Here is a 16,771-nt window from a genome sequence, read left to right as displayed (position 1 = left end):
CTTTCGGCGTCCGATTCCCGGTCGGCGGGAGTTGTCTCGGGGTTTTCGGCTTTCGCCGTCCGCCCTTTCGACATTCACTACGTTAGCTCATTCTCTCGGCGACTCATAATCGAGTCTCGCGAGTTCGAATTCGGGTACGCGAACGCACCAGAATCGACCCCGCCGAGGGGCTGTAGCTAGGTAGTGGGTTGGCCGCTCCGGCTGCAGGCGATCGCCGTACCCGGTTCAGCGGCTCGGGCCACATTACGCACCTTCGGGGTCCGCGTCAACTCCGGCGCCGCCTCGGCACGTGGGCCCGATACGGGCTCACCGTCGGGTCGTTGGCGACCCAGAAGCGCCAGGGGTGGACGTCACCGTCGCCTCCCTCGCCGGCCACCCCGGTGCGAGGGCCGTTGCATACCTGGTCGGAGGGGACGGGCGTGCCCGCCAGGACGCGGAGCGGGGTCTCCCCCTCGGCGCACGCGTCCGTGCCGTCCAGGGCCCGGCCCACGTCCAGGGCGGTGGCCAGGCGGGCGGGGCCCTTGGCCAACTCCTTGTCGTTCCTGGCCGACAGCCGACGGGTGCGGGCCAGCTCGGCGCCCTCGATGATCTCGCCGGCGCGGAGGAGGACGGCGCTGGCTCGTCCCACGGGACCGCAGACCAGGTTCATGCAGTGCCACATGCCGTAGGTGAAGTAGACGTACACATGACCGGGCTCTCCGAACATCACGCTGTTGCGGGCGGTCTGGCCACGGTAGGCGTGGGAGCCGGGGTCGTTCGGGCCGTCGTAGGCCTCGACCTCTGTCAGGCGCAGGGCGATCGGGCCGTCAGGGGTGGAGCGGACGAGGATGCGGCCGAGGAGGTCGGGCGCGACGTCGAGGACGGGCCGGTCGAAGAAGGAGCGCGGCAGAGGCGTACGGTCGGGGCTCGCGATCATGCCCTCCGAGCGTACTGGAGTCGGTCGGTGTCATGGGGTGGTCAGGGGGCGTGCGGCTTGCCAGGGTGAGGGCGCGGAACCGGCCACGACCGGATCGCGTTGATAGGGATCAAGGATGCAGTCGTAGAGGAGAGCCATGGCGTTCAAGAAGCTGCTCGCGAGCCTGGGGGCCGGCGGGGCCTCGGTCGAGACCGTGCTGACCGAGGTGAACGTGGTGCCGGGTGGTGTGGTCCAGGGTGAGGTGCGGATCCAGGGCGGGTCCGTGAACCAGGACATCGAGGGTCTGTCGGTGGGGCTGCAGGCCAAGGTCGAGGTGGAGAGCGGCGACCAGGAGTACAAGCAGGACATCGAGTTCACCAAGGTGCGGCTCGGCGGGGCCTTCGAGCTCCAGGCCGGTGCGGTGCACGCGGTGCCGTTCGGGATCGAGATCCCGTGGGAGACGCCGGTCACCATGATCGACGGGCAGGCGCTGCGCGGCATGCACATCGGCGTGACCACCGAGCTGGCGATCGCGCGGGCCGTGGACTCCGGCGACCTGGACCCGATCAACGTGCACCCGCTGCCGGCGCAGAAGGCGATCCTGGACGCGTTCATCCAGCTGGGCTTCCGCTTCAAGAACGCGGACATGGAGCGCGGCCACATCCGGGGTACGCGGCAGCAGCTGCCGTTCTACCAGGAGATCGAGTTCTACCCGCCGTCGCAGTACCGGGGCCTGAACCAGGTGGAGCTGAGCTTCGTCGCCGACGCGCACGGTATGGACGTCGTCCTGGAGATGGACAAGAAGCCGGGTCTGTTCAGCGAGGGCAGCGACACCTTCCGCTCCTTCCAGGTGGGTCTGAACGACTGGCAGGGGACCGACTGGGCGGCTTACCTCAACCAGTGGCTGTCCGAGGTCGGCTCCAAGCGGAACTGGTTCTAGGCTCGGACCCACTGAACGCAAGCGATCAGGAGGTATCGAGGTGACCGAGCTCAAGAGGCGGCCGCTCCCCCACGACTTCCATCCGCCCGTGCCGTCCTTCACTGTCACGAGTGAGGACGTCCAGGAGGGGGCGACCCTCAAGGACGCTCAGGTCTACGCGAAGGGCAACACCTCGCCGCAGCTGCGGTGGGAGGGCTTCCCGCCGGAGACCAAGAGCTTCGCCGTGACCTGCTACGACCCGGACGCCCCGACGGGCAGCGGGTTCTGGCACTGGTCCGTGTTCGACATCCCGGCCTCGGTCACCGAGCTGCCGGCGGGTGCGGGCAGCGGCAAGTTCGAGGGGCTGCCCGAGGGCGCCGTCCAGGTGCGCAACGACTACGGCACGAAGGACTTCGGCGGTGCCGCGCCGCCGCCCGGGGACGGGCCGCACCGGTATGTGTTCACGGTGTACGCCGTGGACCAGGAGAAGCTCGGTCCGGATTCCGACGCCTCGCCCGCCGTTGTCGGGTTCAATCTGCGGTTCCACACGATCGCCCGTGCGCAGCTGATCGGTGAGTACGAGGAGCCCGCGGAAGCCTGACGTTCACGGAAGGTTTGCCCGCCTCTGGTCTTGGAAGTGATCGGAGGCGGGCATTTTTTATTGCGTTGTCCATCTCGGCGTGCCCGTCCAGAGTTGATCCAAGCCCGCCGGGGGGTGGGCCGGTGCACACGGGAGGTGGGCTTGATGCGTGACACGCTCGTTCTGAATGCCAGCTTCGAACCGCTGTCGACGGTGACGCTGAACCGAGCCGTCGTGCTGGTGCTGCAGGACAAGGCGGTCGTCGAGCAGGCCCATCCCGAGCTGCGGATGCGCGGTGCCGATGTGGACATACCCGCGCCGCGGGTGATCCGGCTGTGCCGGTACGTACGGGTGCCGTTCCGAAGACAAGCGCCGTGGTCGAGGCGGGGTGTGCTGGTGCGGGACAGGCACCGGTGCGGGTACTGCGGGCGCAGGGCCACGACCGTGGACCACGTGGTGCCTCGGTCGCGGGGTGGGCAGGACTCGTGGCTGAACACGGTGGCCGCGTGTGCGGAGGACAACCACCGCAAGGCCGACCGGACGCCGGAGGAGGCCGGTATGCGGCTGCTCCGGGAGCCGTTCGAGCCGACGCCGGCCGATGCGATGCTGCTGGCGCTGGGGGCGGATGATCTTGCGGCTCTGCCGGATTGGCTCGCGGGGGAAGCGGCCTGACCTCTCGCCGTAGGGCTTGTTGTGCGTTGTCGGCTGCGGGTCCGTTGTGGCTTGTCGCGCTGTCCCCCGCGCCCCTTGAGGTGGGTGCGGGGAACAGCTTGGTCCAAGAGGAACCCTCAGTCGATCGACGGCTTTTCTCGGCGGTCCGTGCCGTTGTTGTTCGGGCCGCTGTTGCCCGAACCGCCGCCCATGCCGCCGAAGTTGCCCATCGCGCCGGAGAGGCCCTTGAGGGCGTCGCCGATTTCGCTGGGGACGATCCAGAGCTTGTTGGCGTCGCCCTCGGCGATCTTCGGGAGCATCTGCAGGTACTGGTAGGACAGCAGCTTCTGGTCGGGGTCGCCGGCGTGGATGGCCTCGAAGACCGTGCGGACGGCCTGGGCCTCGCCCTCGGCGCGCAGGGCGGCGGCCTTGGCCTCACCCTCGGCGCGCAGGATCTGGGACTGCTTCTCGCCCTCGGCGCGCAGGATCTCGGACTGCCGGACACCTTCGGCCTGGAGGATCGCGGCGCGCTTGTCCCGGTCGGCGCGCATCTGCTTCTCCATCGAGTCCTGGATGGAGGTGGGCGGTTCGATGGCCTTCAGTTCGACGCGGTTGACGCGGATGCCCCACTTGCCGGTGGCCTCGTCGAGGACGCCGCGCAGGGCCGCGTTGATCTCCTCGCGGGAGGTGAGGGTGCGCTCCAGGTCCATGCCGCCGATGATGTTGCGCAGCGTGGTGACGGTGAGCTGCTCGATGGCCTGGATGTAGCTGGCGACCTCGTAGGTGGCGGCGCGGGCGTCGGTGACCTGGTAGTAGATGACCGTGTCGATGTTGACGACCAGGTTGTCCTGGGTGATCACCGGCTGCGGCGGGAAGGGGACGACCTGTTCGCGCAGGTCGATGCGGTTGCGGATGGTGTCGATGAACGGGACGACGATGTTGAGGCCCGCGTTCAGCGTCCGCGTGTAGCGGCCGAAGCGCTCCACGATGGCGGCGCTGGCCTGCGGGATGACTTGGATGGTCTTGATCAGGGCGATGAAGACCAACACCACCAGAATGATCAAGACGATGATGACCGGTTCCATCGTCGCTGCCCGTACCCTTCTCCGCCTCGGCGCTTTCGGAAGATCTTATGGCTGTTGAAGATCTTGCTGGTCGAGTCTGACAGACCGTCGGAGGGCTCGTGGGGTGTTCGGTCGAGTCCGTACCGGGTCGTCGCTTGTCGCGCGTCGTACGAGGTCACATGACGATCGCGGTCGCCCCCTCGATGTCCACGACGTCCACTTCCTGGCCCACTTCGTAGGCGCGGCCGGTGTCGAGGGCGCGGGCCGACCACACCTCCCCGGCGAGCTTGATGCGGCCGCCGGAGCCGTCGACGCGTTCCAGGACGACGGCCTGCCTGCCCTTCAGGGCGTCGACGCCGGTGGCGAGTTGGGGACGCTGCCGGCTGTGCCGGGCCGCGATGGGCCGTACCACGGCGATGAGGGCGACGGAGACGGCGAGGAAGACGAGCACCTGGACGACGACGCCGAGGCCGAAGCCCGCGGCGATCGCCGCGGCGACGGCGCCCACGGCGAGCATCCCGAACTCCGGCATCGCGGTGACCACGAGCGGGATTCCGAGCGCTGCCGCACCGACGAGCCACCACACCCATGCGTCGATGTCGTTCACAGGGCAATCGTAGGGCCGCGGGTCCGGTCGCGGACAGGGCGCCGGGCGGGGCGCACGGGGTCAGGCCAGGGGCAGGCCCTGGGCGGTCCAGCGGTCGCCGACCTGCTCGACGACGAGCGGGAGGCCGAAGCACAGGGAGAGGTTGCGGGAGGTGAGTTCGAGCTCCAGCGGGCCTGCGGCGAGGACCTTGCCCTGGCGGATCATGAGGACGTGGGTGAAGCCCGGCGGGATCTCCTCGACATGGTGGGTGACCATGATCATGGAGGGGGCGATCGGGTCGCGGGCCAGGCGGCCGAGGCGGCGGACGAGGTCCTCGCGGCCGCCGAGGTCGAGGCCGGCGGCGGGCTCGTCGAGGAGCAGCAGCTCGGGGTCGGTCATCAGGGCGCGGGCGATGAGGGTGCGCTTGCGCTCGCCCTCGGAGAGGGTGCCGAAGCGGCGCTCCAGGTAGTCGCTCATGCCGAGGCGGTCGAGGAAGGCGCGGGCGCGCTGCTCGTCGACCTCCTCGTAGTCCTCGTGCCAGGTGGCGGTCATGCCGTAGGCGGCGGTGAGGACGGTCTGCAGGACGGTCTGGCGCTTGGGGAGCTTCTCGGCCATGGCGATGCCGGCCACGCCGATGCGGGGGCGCAGTTCGAAGACGTCGGTGCCGGGCTTGCCGAGGGTCTCGCCGAGGATGGTGGCGGTGCCCTTGCTGGGGTAGAGGTAGCTGGAGGCGACGTTGAGGAGGGTGGTCTTGCCGGCGCCGTTCGGGCCGAGGATGACCCAGCGCTCGCCCTCCTTGACCGACCAGGAGACCTGGTCCACCAGAGCCCGGTCCTCGCGGACCACGGATACGTCCTGAAGCTCCAGAACATCGCTCATGAGCGCGTTGTCTCCCCTTGCAGTGTGGCCGGTCTCGGCTGTCGCGTACGCCTGTGGCTCTGGCGCCGCGCCGGTGGACGCGGCCCTGAACGAATCTACGCCACCGATCGGGCGAGCCGTTCCATCGGTCCGGTCCTTAGGGTGGGGGGCATGCTCGTGGAACCGCGCTCTGGTCGCCTTGCTGCTTGGGGAAATGCCCTTCTTGCCGGACTTGTCTCTCCGGATGACGCCGTGCTCGCCATCGTGGGTGAGGACGCGGTGCATCGGGTGGCGGACCTGCCGGGTGAATCCGCTCCGGTCGGGCTCACGCTCGCGCTGGGGCGGCTGCGGTCGCTGGGGGTGACCGGGCTGCGGGTCGCGCTGCCGGCGCCGGGGCATCCGCTGGGGCTGAGCGGGCCGGCGGAGTTCAACAAGCGGGCGCTGGAGGCCGAGGAGGCGGTGATCTGCCACGGGGGCGGGCTCGGGCTGGTGCCGGAGGTGTACGAGGCCGGGCCCGACGGTGATGTGCATGTCGAGGTGGTCTGGCATGTGCTGCCGGTGCGGGAGGCGCCGCCGGCCGATGTGCCGTCGCTGGGTGAGGCCGAGCGGGAGCTGGCGGAGGGGCTGCGGGATGCCACGGCTGCCTTGACGCGGCTGGACGTCGCCGGGTCGGGGCCGGTCGCGGAGGCGGCGATCGATGCGTACCGGGCGCGGGCCGAGCGGGGGCGGGAGGTGCTGGCGCCGGGGTATCCGCCGCGGGCGGTGCGGGTGCTGGAGCTGGCGCAGCGGGTGGGGTTGCTGGTGTCGCTCGCGTCGGAGCAGGGGCACGGGGGTGCGGTGAGCGCCGGGGAGATGTTCGCGCGTGCGGAGGCGCTGCGGCCGGTGGAGCGGGTGGCTCGGCGGGCGCAGGTCGCCGCGTACAACGCGTATGTGGAGGAGCGTGAGCGGTGAGCCTGCGGCGCGTTCGGGGGGTGCGGTGAGCGTGCGTTGCTCTTGTGCCCGGGGTGCTTTGGGGTTGGCTCGGCGGGGGTTCGTCGCGGGGTGACCGGCGTCGCTGGGCTCAGCGGGGCGGGGTCCGGCTGTGCCCCGGGTCGGTGCTGAGGGGTTGGCAGCGCGGCCCGGCGCTGCCGGGGTGCCGGCCGCGCCCACCCGTGCCGCCCTGCGGCACGACTGCCCGCGGCTTGGAGGGCGGCGGTTCCCGCTGATGGGGCGCGGCGCCCGCGGCTTGGGGGGCGGCGGCCCAGGCTGAGGCGCCGCGGCTTGGGGGCGGCGGGCCAGGTTGATGCCGCGCGGTTGGCTGCGGCTGATGCGGCGCGGTTGACCGTGGCCCGTGTGGCGTCTGACCCGCGGCTGGCCCCGGCCTCCCTGCTGGCCTCTGGCGCGCGGCTGGCCCCGGCCTCCCTGTGCGGGAGGTCGGGGCCAGGGGCGGTGGGGTCAGTGGTTGACGCCGAGGTTGCCGAAGGCCGGGTTCAGGGCGCCGATGACGTTGACGCTGTTGCCGACGACGTTGACCGGCACGTGGACCGGGGCCTGGATGACGTTGCCCGAGACGACGCCGGGCGAGCCCACGGCCGTGCCGTCGGCGTGCGCGCCCTCGGTGGCGGAGGCCATGCCCGCACCGGCGGCGATGAGTCCGCCGGCCACCATCGTCACGGCCGCTGCCTTCTTCAGGTTCTTCACTTTCTGAGCCCTCCTAGCGATCGCCGCGGCAGTCGCCGCAGCACGCACTGGAGAACGGCGGAGATCCACCGTGGGATACGCCATCCGGGGGACATTCCCACGACGGTATGAATCTCAGTCCGGAGGGGAACCTTCCGAGTTGCCGATCATCCGGACAGACCATGACGTACGGCCCACAGCGCGGCCTGCGTGCGGTCCGCCAGGTCGAGTTTCATGAGGATGTTCGAGACGTGGGTCTTCACCGTCTTCTCGGACAGGACCAGGGTCCGGGCGATCTCCCGGTTGGAGCGGCCGTCCGCTATCAGGCCCAGTACCTCGCGTTCGCGTTCGGTGAGGGAACCTCCCCTGCCCTGACCCGCGTTGGCCTCCTCCTGGGAGAGCAGCACGGTGGCGACCTCCGGCTGGAGCAGAACGTGCCCGGCGTGCACGGAACGGATGGCTCCGGCGAGCGCGTCGGGGTCCACGTCCTTGTAGACGTACCCGGCGGCGCCGGCGCGCAGGGCCGGCACCACCGTGCGCTGTTCGGTGAAGCTGGTGACGATGAGCACGCGCGCGGGGTTGTCGAGTTCGCGGAGCTTGCGCAGTGCCTCCACGCCGTCCATGCCGGGCATCTTGACGTCCATGAGGACGACGTCCGGCCGCAACTCCTCGGCGCGGGCGACGCCTTCGGCGCCGTCGGCGGCCTCGCCGACCACCTCTATGTCGTCCTGCACCTCCAGGAAGGTGCGCAGGCCCCGGCGGACGACCTGGTGGTCGTCGACGAGCAGCACCTTGATTGCGTCAGCCACCGGGGACCTCCATCTCGATCGTGGTGCCCTTGCCGGGCGCCGATTCCACGGTCAGCCGGCCGCCGACCCCGCTCGCCCGGTCCCGCATCGAGACCAGCCCGAGGTGGCGTCCCGCGCGCCGTATCGCCTGCGGGTCGAAGCCGGTGCCGTCGTCGGTGACGCGCAGGACGGCGCCGGGGCCGCGGCGGTCCAGGGTGACGTCGACGTGCTCGGCCGCCGAGTGCCGCAGCGCGTTGTGCAGGGCCTCCTGGGCGACCCGCAGCAGCGCCTCCTCCTGGGCGGAGGGCAGGGCCCGGATGCCGCGGGCGGCGAAGGTCACGCGCGCGCTGTGGGCGCGGTCCAGGACCTGGATCTGGGTGCGCAGGGTGGCGACCAGCCCGTCCTCGTCGAGCGCGGCGGGGCGCAACTCGACAACCGCCGCGCGCAGTTCGTCGGCGGCTTCGGCGGCGAGCGCGGCACCTGCTGCAGTTCGCCCTTGGCGCGGGCCGGGTCGCGGTCGACGAGGCGGGCGGCGGCCTGGGCGGTCAGGCGCAGGGAGAACAGCTTCTGGCTGACCGCGTCGTGCAGTTCGTGCGCGAGGCGGGAGCGTTCCTCGGCGATGGTCAGCTCGCGGCTGCGCTCGTAGAGCCGGGCGTTGGTCAGCGCGATCGCCGCGTGCTGGGCGAGGATGGCGAGCAGTTCCTCGTCGTCCTCGGTGAAGCCGCACCGGCCCTCCGTCCGCGGGCAGTTCTTGTTGGCGAGGAACAGCGCGCCGATGACCTCGTCGCCGTCGCGGATGGGCAGGCCGAGGAAGTCGGCGAGCTCGGGGTGGGCGGACGGCCAGCCCTCGAAGCGGGGGTCCTTGCGCACGTCCGCGAGGCGCTCGGGCCGGGCCTCGTGCAGCATCGAGGCGAGGATGCCGTGCTGGCGCGGCAGCGGGCCGATGGCCTTCCACTGCTGCTCGCTGACGCCGTCGACGACGAACTGGGCGAAGCCGCCGTGGTCGTCGGGGACACCGAGCGCGGCGTACTGCGCGTCGAGCAGCTCGCGGGCCGAGGCGACGATCGTCTTCAGGACGTCGCGCACCTCCAGGTGCCTGCTCATGGCCAGCAGCGCGGCGCTCACCGCGGCGAGGCCGGACCGGGGTCCTTGACTCATGTCCACACGGTACCGGCGGGGTCCGACAGCGCGGATCCGACCTGTGACCGGCGGCCGCCTAGGGCGCGGGGACTAGGACGAAGGGTCCGGCGCCACGCCTAGGCCGAAGGACCCCCGCGAGGTGCTGCCCGCGTCCGAGGCGGCGGGCGGGCCGGCGTTCCTACGGTGAGGTCACCGCCGAGCGGAGGCGGCCGAGGGACGAGGAGACGGTTGTCATGCCGGTTGCGATCATCACGGGCGCGTCCAGGGGACTGGGGCGGGCGCTGGCCGGGGCGCTGGCCGCGCGCGGCTGGGATCTGGCGCTGGACGCGCGGGGTGCCGGCGCGCTGAAGGAGACGGCGGCGGCGCTCGCGGAGCACGGGGTGCGGGTGGAGGCGGTGCCCGGGGACGTGACCGACGGCCGGCACCGGTCGGAGCTGGTGTCGGCGGCGTGGAAGCTGGGCGGGGTCGATCTGCTGGTCAACAACGCCGGTGTCCTGGGCGTGGAGCCGTTGGTGCCGCTGGAGAGTCACCCGCTGGACGGTTTCCGGGCCGCGCTGGAGGCGAACGTCGTGGCGCCGCTGGCGCTGGTGCAGGAGGCGCTGCCGCTGCTGCGTCAGGCGCGGGCCGGTGCCGTACTGAATGTGAGCTCGGACGCGGCGGTGGAGGCGTACCGCACCTGGGGCGGGTACGGCGCGACCAAGGCGGCCCTGGACCAGCTGTCGGCGGTGCTGGCCGTGGAGGAGCCGGAGCTGCGGGTGTGGTGGGCCGATCCGGGCGGGATGCGGACGGGGATGCTGGCGGCGGCCGAGCCCGGTGAGGATCTGACCGGCACACCGGCGCCGGAGGAGATCGCCCCGGTGCTGCTGCGGCTGCTGGACGAGCACCGGCCCAGCGGGCGGTACACCGCCGTCCAGCTGCGGGAGGGGTCGTGACGATCGCGCTGCGGGTGCCCGGGGAGCTGTCCGCGCGGGTGCCGGTGGAGCAGCGGGGCCCGGGGCTGGACCGCGACGCTGTGCGGCTGCTCGTGTCGCGCGGGACGCGGGTGTCGCACCACGCCTTCGTGGAGCTGCCGCGACTGCTGCGGGCCGGGGACCTGCTGGTGGTGAACACCTCGCCGACGCTGGCGGCCGCGGTGGACGGGTGGCTCGGGCACGCGCGCGTGGTGGTGCACTTCTCCACGCGGGGACGACGGCCGGTGGTCGGTGGAGCTGCGCGAGCCGGACGGCAGGGGCACCACGCGCGCGCGTGCGGGCATGCCCGCGGGTGGTGAGGTGCGTCTCCCGGGCGGTGTGCGGCTGGTCGTCGAGGCCCCGGTGAGCCGGGAGGGGACCCGGCTGTGGTGGGCGCGGGTGGCCGGCGGGGACGTACGGGAGCTGATGCGGGCGTACGGGCGGCCCATCCGGTACGCCTACACGGAGCGGGACCAGCCGCTCTCCGCGTACCAGACGGTGTTCGCGCTGCCCACGGCCGACGGGGCGGGCAGTGCGGAGATGCCGAGCGCCGCGCGGCCCTTCACGGCACGGCTGGTGGCGGAGCTGGTGAGCCGGGGGGTGGGGTTCGCTCCGGTGACGCTGCACACGGGGGTGGCGTCGGCGGAGGCGCACGAGCCGCCGTATCCGGAGCGGTTCTCGGTACCGGAGGCGTCCGCTCGGCTGATCAACGCCGTCCGGGCCGGTGAGGGGCGGGTGATCGCCGTGGGGACGACCGCGGTGCGGGCCGTGGAGTCGGCGGTGGGCGCCGACGGGGTCGTGCGCGCGCGTGAGGGGTGGACGGATCTGGTGGTGGGCCCCGAGCGCGGGGGGCGGGCGGTGGACGGGCTGCTGACCGGGCTGCACGAGCCGCAGGCCTCGCATCTTCTGATGCTGGAGGCGCTCGCGGGGCGGCCCGCGGTGGGCCTTGCGTATGAGGAGGCGCTGCGCGGGCGGTACCTGTGGCACGAGTTCGGGGACGTGCATCTCATCCTGCCGGTGGAGGACCCTCACACAGTGCATTGCTCCAGCAACTGCCTGTGAGACGGCTGGGCCGCCGATGTGAGCCCGCGCATAGGGCCTGCATCACGTACGAACGGGATTAGGAGGACAACAGGTACGCGCAACCGGGGCAGACAGTCCAATCTGTCCCGTTTTGCCGTTCCCTGATCCACTATCCGGCTTCGTACGTCACACCTTTGCCACCGAATTTTGCGGCCGCTAAGAATTGCTTCGTCGCTCAGCGCCGCGGGCTCACCGCTCGCGGCGTTCGTGCGGGAAGTGCCCGTAGTCCCCCGCAGGACGTGAGCGACCTCCGCGCTATTCGAAGAGGTCCGTTACGCATGCCCAAGAACATTTCCGCTCGTCTCTATAGTCGCTCCCTGACCAAGCGCAACAAGATCGCGATCGCCGGTGTCGGCGTCCTCGGCGCCACCGCCATCGCCATCTCCGCGGTGCCCAGCAGTGCCGAGGGCAAGACCGCGGTCACCAGCGAGGCCGCCGCCGCGCCCGTGAAGGTCGCCTACAGCACCGAGCAGATCAAGGACGTCAAGGCGAGCATCACCGACCAGCTCGCCAACGCCGACCTCAAGGCCCAGCAGATCGCCGCGAAGAAGCAGGCCGAGGCCGCCCAGAAGGCCGCCGCCGCGAAGAAGGCGGAGGCCCTGAAGCAGGCCGAGGCCGCGAAGAAGGCCGCCGCCGCCAAGAAGGCCGAGGCGCTGCGCAAGGCCAAGGAGGCCGCGAGCCGCGCCGCCAAGCGTCCCGCGATCAAGCCGCACGTGGTCAAGAAGAGCTACCCGAACAACCTCGACGGCTGGATCCGTGAGTCGCTCGACATCATGAAGAAGCGCGGCATCCCCGGCTCCTACTCCGGCATCCACCGCAACATCATGCGGGAGTCCTCCGGCAACCCGATGGCCATCAACGACTGGGACATCAACGCCATCAACGGCATCCCGTCGAAGGGTCTGCTGCAGGTCATCCCGCCGACCTTCAAGGCCTACCACGTGCCCGGCACGTCCTGGAACATCTACGACCCGGTCGCCAACATCACCGCCGCCTGCAACTACGCGGCCGACCGCTACGGCTCCATGGACAACGTCAACAGCGCGTACTGAGGTCGGCGCGGACCTCTTCTCGCACTCGCGACGGATCCGCGACGACACGGCTCTCGCGGATCGAAAAACGCCGAAGGGCGGCACCCAACTGACGGGGTGCCGCCCTTCGGGGGTTTGCGCGGCCTACTTGCGCATGACCTCCGGCTCGTGGCGGCGCAGGAAGCGCGCCACGAAGAAGCCGCAGACCACGCCGAGCGCGATCAGCGCGACCATGTCCAGGCCCCAGGCGCCGACCGTGTGGTCCCACAGCGGGTCGGTCTCGCCGGCCTTCTCCGGCGGGCTGATCTTGTTGAAGTCCAGCGTGGCACCGGCGGCGGCCACCGCCCAGCGCGACGGCATCAGATACGAGAACTCGTTGACGCCGATCGAGCCGTGCAGGGTGAACAGGCAGCCCGTGAACACCACCTGGATGATCGCGAACATCACCAGCAGCGGCATCGTCTTCTCGGCGGTCTTCACCAGCGAGGAGATGATCAGGCCGAACATCATCGAGGTGAAGCCCAGCGCCATGATCGGCACGGAGAGCTCGATCAGCGTGGCGCTGCCGAGGACCAGGCCCTCGGAGGGGATCTCCCGGCTGGCGAAGCCGATCACACCGACCATCAGGCCCTGGCCCATGGTGATCAGGCCGAGCACGAAGACCTTCGACATCAGATACGCCGACCGGGACAGGCCGGTCGCGCGCTCGCGCTCGTAGATCACCCGTTCCTTGATCAGCTCACGTACGGAGTTGGCGGCGCCGGCGAAGCACGCGCCGACCGCGAGGATCAGCAGGACCGTGGTCGCGGTGCCGTTGGGGATGATCCGGCCGGTCTGCGGGTTGACCGGGTTGGGCAGCAGGCCCTTGTCCGCGTCGATCAGCAGGCTGACGGCGCCGAGGACGGCCGGCAGGATCACCATCAGGGCGAGGAAGCCCTTGTCCGAGGCGATCACGGAGACGTAGCGGCGCACCAGGGTGACCCACTGCGACATCCAGCCCTGCGGCTTGGGCGGCTTCATCGCCTGCATCGGCGGGACCTGTACGGCCTGCGGCGCGACGGCGTCGATGTCCGCGGCGTACATCTGGTAGTGCTGCGAGCCCTTCCAGCGGCCCGCCCAGTCGTAGTCGCGGTAGTTCTCGAACGCGGAGAAGACGTCGGCCCAGGTGTCGTAGCCGAAGAAGTTCAGCGCCTCCTCGGGCGGGCCGAAGTAGGCGACCGCGCCGCCCGGCGCCATCACCAGCAGCTTGTCGCACAGGGCCAGCTCGGCCACCGAGTGGGTGACGACGAGGACCGTGCGGCCGTCGTCGGCGAGGCCGCGCAGCAGCTGCATGACGTCACGGTCCATGCCCGGGTCGAGACCGGAGGTCGGCTCGTCCAGGAAGATCAGCGACGGCTTGGTCAGCAGCTCCAGGGCCACCGAGACACGCTTGCGCTGGCCGCCGGACAGGGACGTGACCTTCTTGTCCTTGTGGATGTCGAGCTTCAGCTCGCGCAGCACCTCGTCGATACGGGCGTCGCGCTCGGCGGCCGTGGTGTCGGCCGGGAAGCGCAGCTTGGCCGCGTACTTCAGGGCCTTCTTGACGGTCAGCTCCTTGTGCAGGATGTCGTCCTGCGGGACCAGACCGATGCGCTGGCGCAGCTCGGCGAACTGCTTGTAGAGGTTGCGGTTGTCGTACAGCACCTCGCCCTGGTCGGCCGGGCGGTAGCCGGTCAGCGCCTTGAGCAGCGTCGACTTGCCGGAACCGGACGGGCCGATGACCGCGATCAGCGACTTCTCCGGGACGCCGAAGGAGACGTCCTTGAGGATCTGCTTGCCGCCGTCGACGGTGACAGTCAGGTGGCGGGCGGAGAAGGACACCTCACCGGTGTCGACGAACTCCTCCAGCCGGTCGCCGACGATCCGGAACGTCGAGTGGCCGACGCCGACGATGTCGGTCGGGCCGAGCAGCTGCGAGCCGCCCTTGGCGATCGGCTGGCCGTTGACGTACGTGCCGTTGTGCGAGCCGAGGTCGCGGATCTCCATGCGCCCGTCGGGCGTGGAGTGGAACTCGGCGTGGTGGCGGGATACCTGGAGGTCGGAGACCACCAGGTCGTTCTCCAGGGCGCGGCCGATGCGCATCACGCGGCCGAGGGAGAACTGGTGGAACGTGGTGGGGCTGCGGTCGCCGTAGACCGGCGGGGCCCCCGCGCCACCACCGGGCGTGTACGGCGCGTGCGCCGGGCCGGCCTGCTGCGGGATGCCCGCGGCCTGCTGCTGCGGGACGCCCTGGGCCTGCTGCCACTCCGCCTGCGGCTGCTGCTGCGGTGGAGCCGTCTGCGGCTGAGGCCAGGCCGGGTTGGCCGCCTGTGCGGCGTACGGCTGCTGCTGGGGCTGCGCGACCGGGGCGGCGGCGCCGGTCAGGTTCAGCAGCGGTCCGTCGGTGGCGTTGCCCAGGTTCACCGACGTGCCGGGGCCCAGTTCCACGTGGTGGATCCGCTGGCCCTGCACGAACGTGCCGTTGGTGCTGCCGTGGTCCTCGATCACCCAACTGCGGCCGTTGAAGCTGACCGTGGCGTGGCGCCAGGAGACCCTGGCGTCGTCGAAGACGATGTCGCCCTGCGGATCTCGTCCGAGGGTGTATGCCCTGGATGGATCGAGCGTCCAGGTACGTCCGTTTGATTCCAGTACGAGTTCCGGCACTCCATGCCCCACTGAGTTGTCCCCCGAGTTACCCCCATCGCAGGGAGTCTAGGGATGTCGAACATCGGGGGGAACTATTTCAGGAGCGGGCCTCTGACCGAAAGTCGGGCCTTGTGAAGAGCGCGCGCGAGCGTCTCGGCCGGGGCCGTTGACGCGGTCGAAACCGGGGCGGAGAGTGGTAATCCCTCCGTGAGGGGGACAAGCGCGGCTCGCGCCGCGGCGCGGATCGGGGGGTCTGCCATGAGCTTCGCTGCGGGCGCAGGGAGCGGGGAGTACGGCGCCAAGGTGCCCTGGACGGACGTGCTGTTGGCCTCGGTCGCCGCCGTGAGCTGGGCGTTCGCGGGGATGGCGGGCACGGCCGCGCTCGGGTTGCATCTCCTCGGGGCTGATACGGCGGGCTCGTTGGGGCCGATGACCGCGGCGGTGGTGGCGCTCGGGGCGGGTGGTGCGGTCCGTCCGTCCGGTGATGTGTCGGTGTTCGGGCTGTCGGGAGCCGAGGCACACACGGCCATCGAGATCACGCCACTCGGGGTGAGTCTGGTCGGCGCGCTGCTGCTGTCGTGGTTCTTCCTACGGTCCTTGCGGGCGGCGGGAGTTGTCGTCGCACTAGCCGAACTCCTCGCGCGCGTCGGTGCGGTGCTGGTGCTGTTCACCGGGCTGATGGGGGTGCTGGCGTGGGCGGGGCACGATGTCGTCACCCTCGACGGAGATGTGCTCGGGCCGTCCCGGCTGCCGGGCGGTGGCGGCGGTGGCCTGGAGATCCCCGGGCTGGGCGACGTCGGGGACATCGGGGGCGCGGAGCTGCCGGACCGGATCGGCGACCTGATCCACGCCAAGGCGGCGGTGGGCTTCACGGTCGACACGGCGCCGACGCTGCTCGGCGGACTCGGCTGGGCGGCCGGGGTGCTGCTCGTCGCGCTGCTGGCGTCGCGGCGCACACCGCTGCCGCGCGGCTGGGAGGCCGTGCACCGGGTGGTGCGGCCGGCTGCCTCCGCGCTCGTGACCGTCCTGCTGGTGGCCGTGGCCGCGGGGCTCGCGGCGGCGGCGTACGCGGCGGTGGGCGACGACCATCCGCGCCGGATCGCGGGCGCGGCGCTGCTCGGCGCCCCCAACGGGGTCTGGCTCGGGGTCCCGCTCGGCCTGTTCGTCCCGTGGGAGGGCGGAGCGACCGGCGCACTGACCCACGTCCTGCCCCACCCGCTGGACGACCTCCTCGGCGCGGGCACCGACCGCGCGGTGACGGTGGCCCGCCTGGCGGACCTGGACGACCGCGTATGGCTGCTGCCGGTGGGCGCGGCACTGCTGATGCTGCTGGCGGGGGTGCTTACGGGGGTGCGGGTGCCGGGGGCCCGGGTACCGGGGGCGGGGGCGCGGGTGTCGGTGCGGGTGCGGGGAGCGGGGGGTTCGGGGGGCTTGCGGGCGCCGGGGGTGGACGGGGCGCCGGACGCTGAGCGGGCGGCGGGAGACGCCGGGGCGGGATGGGCTCCGGGAGTCGGCAGGTGGCCAGGAGCCGGCGAGGTGCCGGGCGCCGGACGGACGCCGGGGGCCATCGGGGCCGGGTGGGCTTCGGGGCCAGGTGGGGAGCCGGGGCCGGGCAGGGGGACCAGGCGCCGCAGGGGGCGCCGGGGGCGGGCTGGGAGCCGGGGCCAGACCTGCGGTCACGAGCCGACAGTGCACCCGACGGTGCCCGGACGCTGGGGGCGGCCGGGGCCCGGGCCGGATGGCCGCCGGGGGCCGGCGGGGCGTCGGACGCTGAGCAGGCGGCGGGGACCGTCTGGGCCGGGTGGGCTTCTGGGCCCGGCGGGGCAGAGGGAGGCGGCGGGGTGACCGGCGCTGGGCCGGTGCTGGGGGGCGTTCGGGTCTGTGCGGGCGCCGGAGGGCGGCG

Annotated in this window: 14 protein-coding genes and 2 pseudogenes; 8 read left to right on the top strand and 8 right to left on the bottom strand. The window is 71.5% G+C overall.

Going from position 1 to position 16,771, the window contains the following annotated elements; genetic code table 11:
* Positions 1-265: 265 nt before the first annotated feature.
* Entirely contained in the window at positions 266-916 is a 651-nt protein-coding gene (locus tag C3489_RS36330; RefSeq protein ID WP_103786411.1) for a DNA-3-methyladenine glycosylase, read from the bottom strand.
* A gap of 136 nt (positions 917-1,052) precedes the next feature.
* Between C3489_RS36330 and C3489_RS36325 the strand changes: the two genes are divergently transcribed.
* From C3489_RS36325 to C3489_RS36315, 3 genes are all read left to right on the top strand, one after another.
* The gene (locus C3489_RS36325) at positions 1,053-1,835 is read left to right on the top strand and encodes a sporulation protein (protein WP_103786410.1); all 783 of its coding nucleotides are present in this window, start codon (positions 1,053-1,055) and stop codon (positions 1,833-1,835) included.
* A 40-nt stretch (positions 1,836-1,875) separates the two neighbouring features.
* On the top strand, positions 1,876-2,415 hold the full coding sequence (locus C3489_RS36320; RefSeq protein WP_103786409.1) for a YbhB/YbcL family Raf kinase inhibitor-like protein: 540 nt from the start codon (positions 1,876-1,878) through the stop codon (positions 2,413-2,415).
* Between the two features lie 144 nt (positions 2,416-2,559).
* On the top strand, positions 2,560-3,066 hold the full coding sequence (locus tag C3489_RS36315; RefSeq protein ID WP_103786408.1) for an HNH endonuclease: 507 nt from the start codon (positions 2,560-2,562) through the stop codon (positions 3,064-3,066).
* Positions 3,067-3,182: 116 nt separating this feature from the next.
* On the opposite strand, the gene C3489_RS36310 is transcribed toward C3489_RS36315, so the two are convergent.
* From C3489_RS36310 to C3489_RS36300, 3 genes are all read right to left on the bottom strand, one after another.
* Complete coding sequence (locus C3489_RS36310) at positions 3,183-4,130, bottom strand: SPFH domain-containing protein (RefSeq protein WP_103786407.1); 948 nt, start codon at positions 4,128-4,130, stop codon at positions 3,183-3,185.
* Positions 4,131-4,284: 154 nt separating this feature from the next.
* Positions 4,285-4,716, bottom strand: a complete 432-nt coding sequence (locus C3489_RS36305) for an NfeD family protein (protein ID WP_103786406.1) — start codon at positions 4,714-4,716, stop codon at positions 4,285-4,287.
* Between the two features lie 60 nt (positions 4,717-4,776).
* Complete coding sequence (locus tag C3489_RS36300; protein ID WP_103786405.1) at positions 4,777-5,574, bottom strand: ABC transporter ATP-binding protein; 798 nt, start codon at positions 5,572-5,574, stop codon at positions 4,777-4,779.
* 150 nt (positions 5,575-5,724) lie between these two features.
* On the opposite strand from C3489_RS36300, the gene C3489_RS36295 reads away from it, so the two are divergent.
* Positions 5,725-6,504 carry a hypothetical protein gene (locus C3489_RS36295; protein ID WP_103786404.1) on the top strand — a complete coding sequence of 260 codons (780 nt, stop codon included), beginning with the start codon at positions 5,725-5,727 and terminating at the stop codon, positions 6,502-6,504.
* Positions 6,505-6,987: 483 nt separating this feature from the next.
* Here the strand turns inward: C3489_RS36295 and chpE are convergent, their stop codons facing one another.
* From chpE to C3489_RS36280, 3 genes and pseudogenes are all read right to left on the bottom strand, one after another.
* On the bottom strand, positions 6,988-7,233 hold the full coding sequence (gene chpE / locus C3489_RS36290) for a chaplin ChpE (RefSeq protein ID WP_103786403.1): 246 nt from the start codon (positions 7,231-7,233) through the stop codon (positions 6,988-6,990).
* Between the two features lie 146 nt (positions 7,234-7,379).
* Complete coding sequence (locus tag C3489_RS36285) at positions 7,380-8,021, bottom strand: response regulator transcription factor (protein WP_103786402.1); 642 nt, start codon at positions 8,019-8,021, stop codon at positions 7,380-7,382.
* Positions 8,014-9,158: pseudogene (locus tag C3489_RS36280) on the bottom strand (GAF domain-containing sensor histidine kinase). Before C3489_RS36280 ends, C3489_RS36285 begins: the two are co-directional and overlap by 8 nt.
* 215 nt (positions 9,159-9,373) lie before the next feature.
* On the opposite strand from C3489_RS36280, the gene C3489_RS36275 reads away from it, so the two are divergent.
* From C3489_RS36275 to C3489_RS36265, 3 genes and pseudogenes are all read left to right on the top strand, one after another.
* On the top strand, positions 9,374-10,072 hold the full coding sequence (locus tag C3489_RS36275; RefSeq protein ID WP_103786401.1) for an SDR family oxidoreductase: 699 nt from the start codon (positions 9,374-9,376) through the stop codon (positions 10,070-10,072).
* Positions 10,069-11,152: pseudogene (locus C3489_RS36270) on the top strand (S-adenosylmethionine:tRNA ribosyltransferase-isomerase). The gene C3489_RS36275 and the pseudogene C3489_RS36270 overlap by 4 nt, the downstream one beginning before the upstream one ends.
* A 299-nt stretch (positions 11,153-11,451) precedes the next feature.
* Entirely contained in the window at positions 11,452-12,225 is a 774-nt protein-coding gene (locus tag C3489_RS36265) for a transglycosylase SLT domain-containing protein (protein ID WP_103786400.1), read from the top strand.
* 123 nt (positions 12,226-12,348) lie between these two features.
* Here the strand turns inward: C3489_RS36265 and C3489_RS36260 are convergent, their stop codons facing one another.
* Positions 12,349-14,886: an FHA domain-containing protein gene (locus tag C3489_RS36260; protein WP_181139984.1), complete on the bottom strand. Its 2,538-nt coding sequence runs from the start codon at positions 14,884-14,886 to the stop codon at positions 12,349-12,351.
* A gap of 240 nt (positions 14,887-15,126) precedes the next feature.
* On the opposite strand from C3489_RS36260, the gene C3489_RS36255 reads away from it, so the two are divergent.
* Positions 15,127-16,713, top strand: coding sequence for a streptophobe family protein (locus C3489_RS36255; protein WP_219822007.1), 1,587 nt, complete (start codon positions 15,127-15,129; stop codon positions 16,711-16,713).
* The last annotated feature ends 58 nt before the right edge of the window (positions 16,714-16,771 follow it).

The organism is Streptomyces sp. Ru71 (genome assembly GCF_002920535.1).
In the GTDB taxonomy this organism is placed as follows: domain Bacteria; phylum Actinomycetota; class Actinomycetes; order Streptomycetales; family Streptomycetaceae; genus Streptomyces.
The sequence above is the reverse complement of the archived record's forward strand: the minus strand, read 5'-3'. Positions and strand labels throughout refer to the sequence as shown.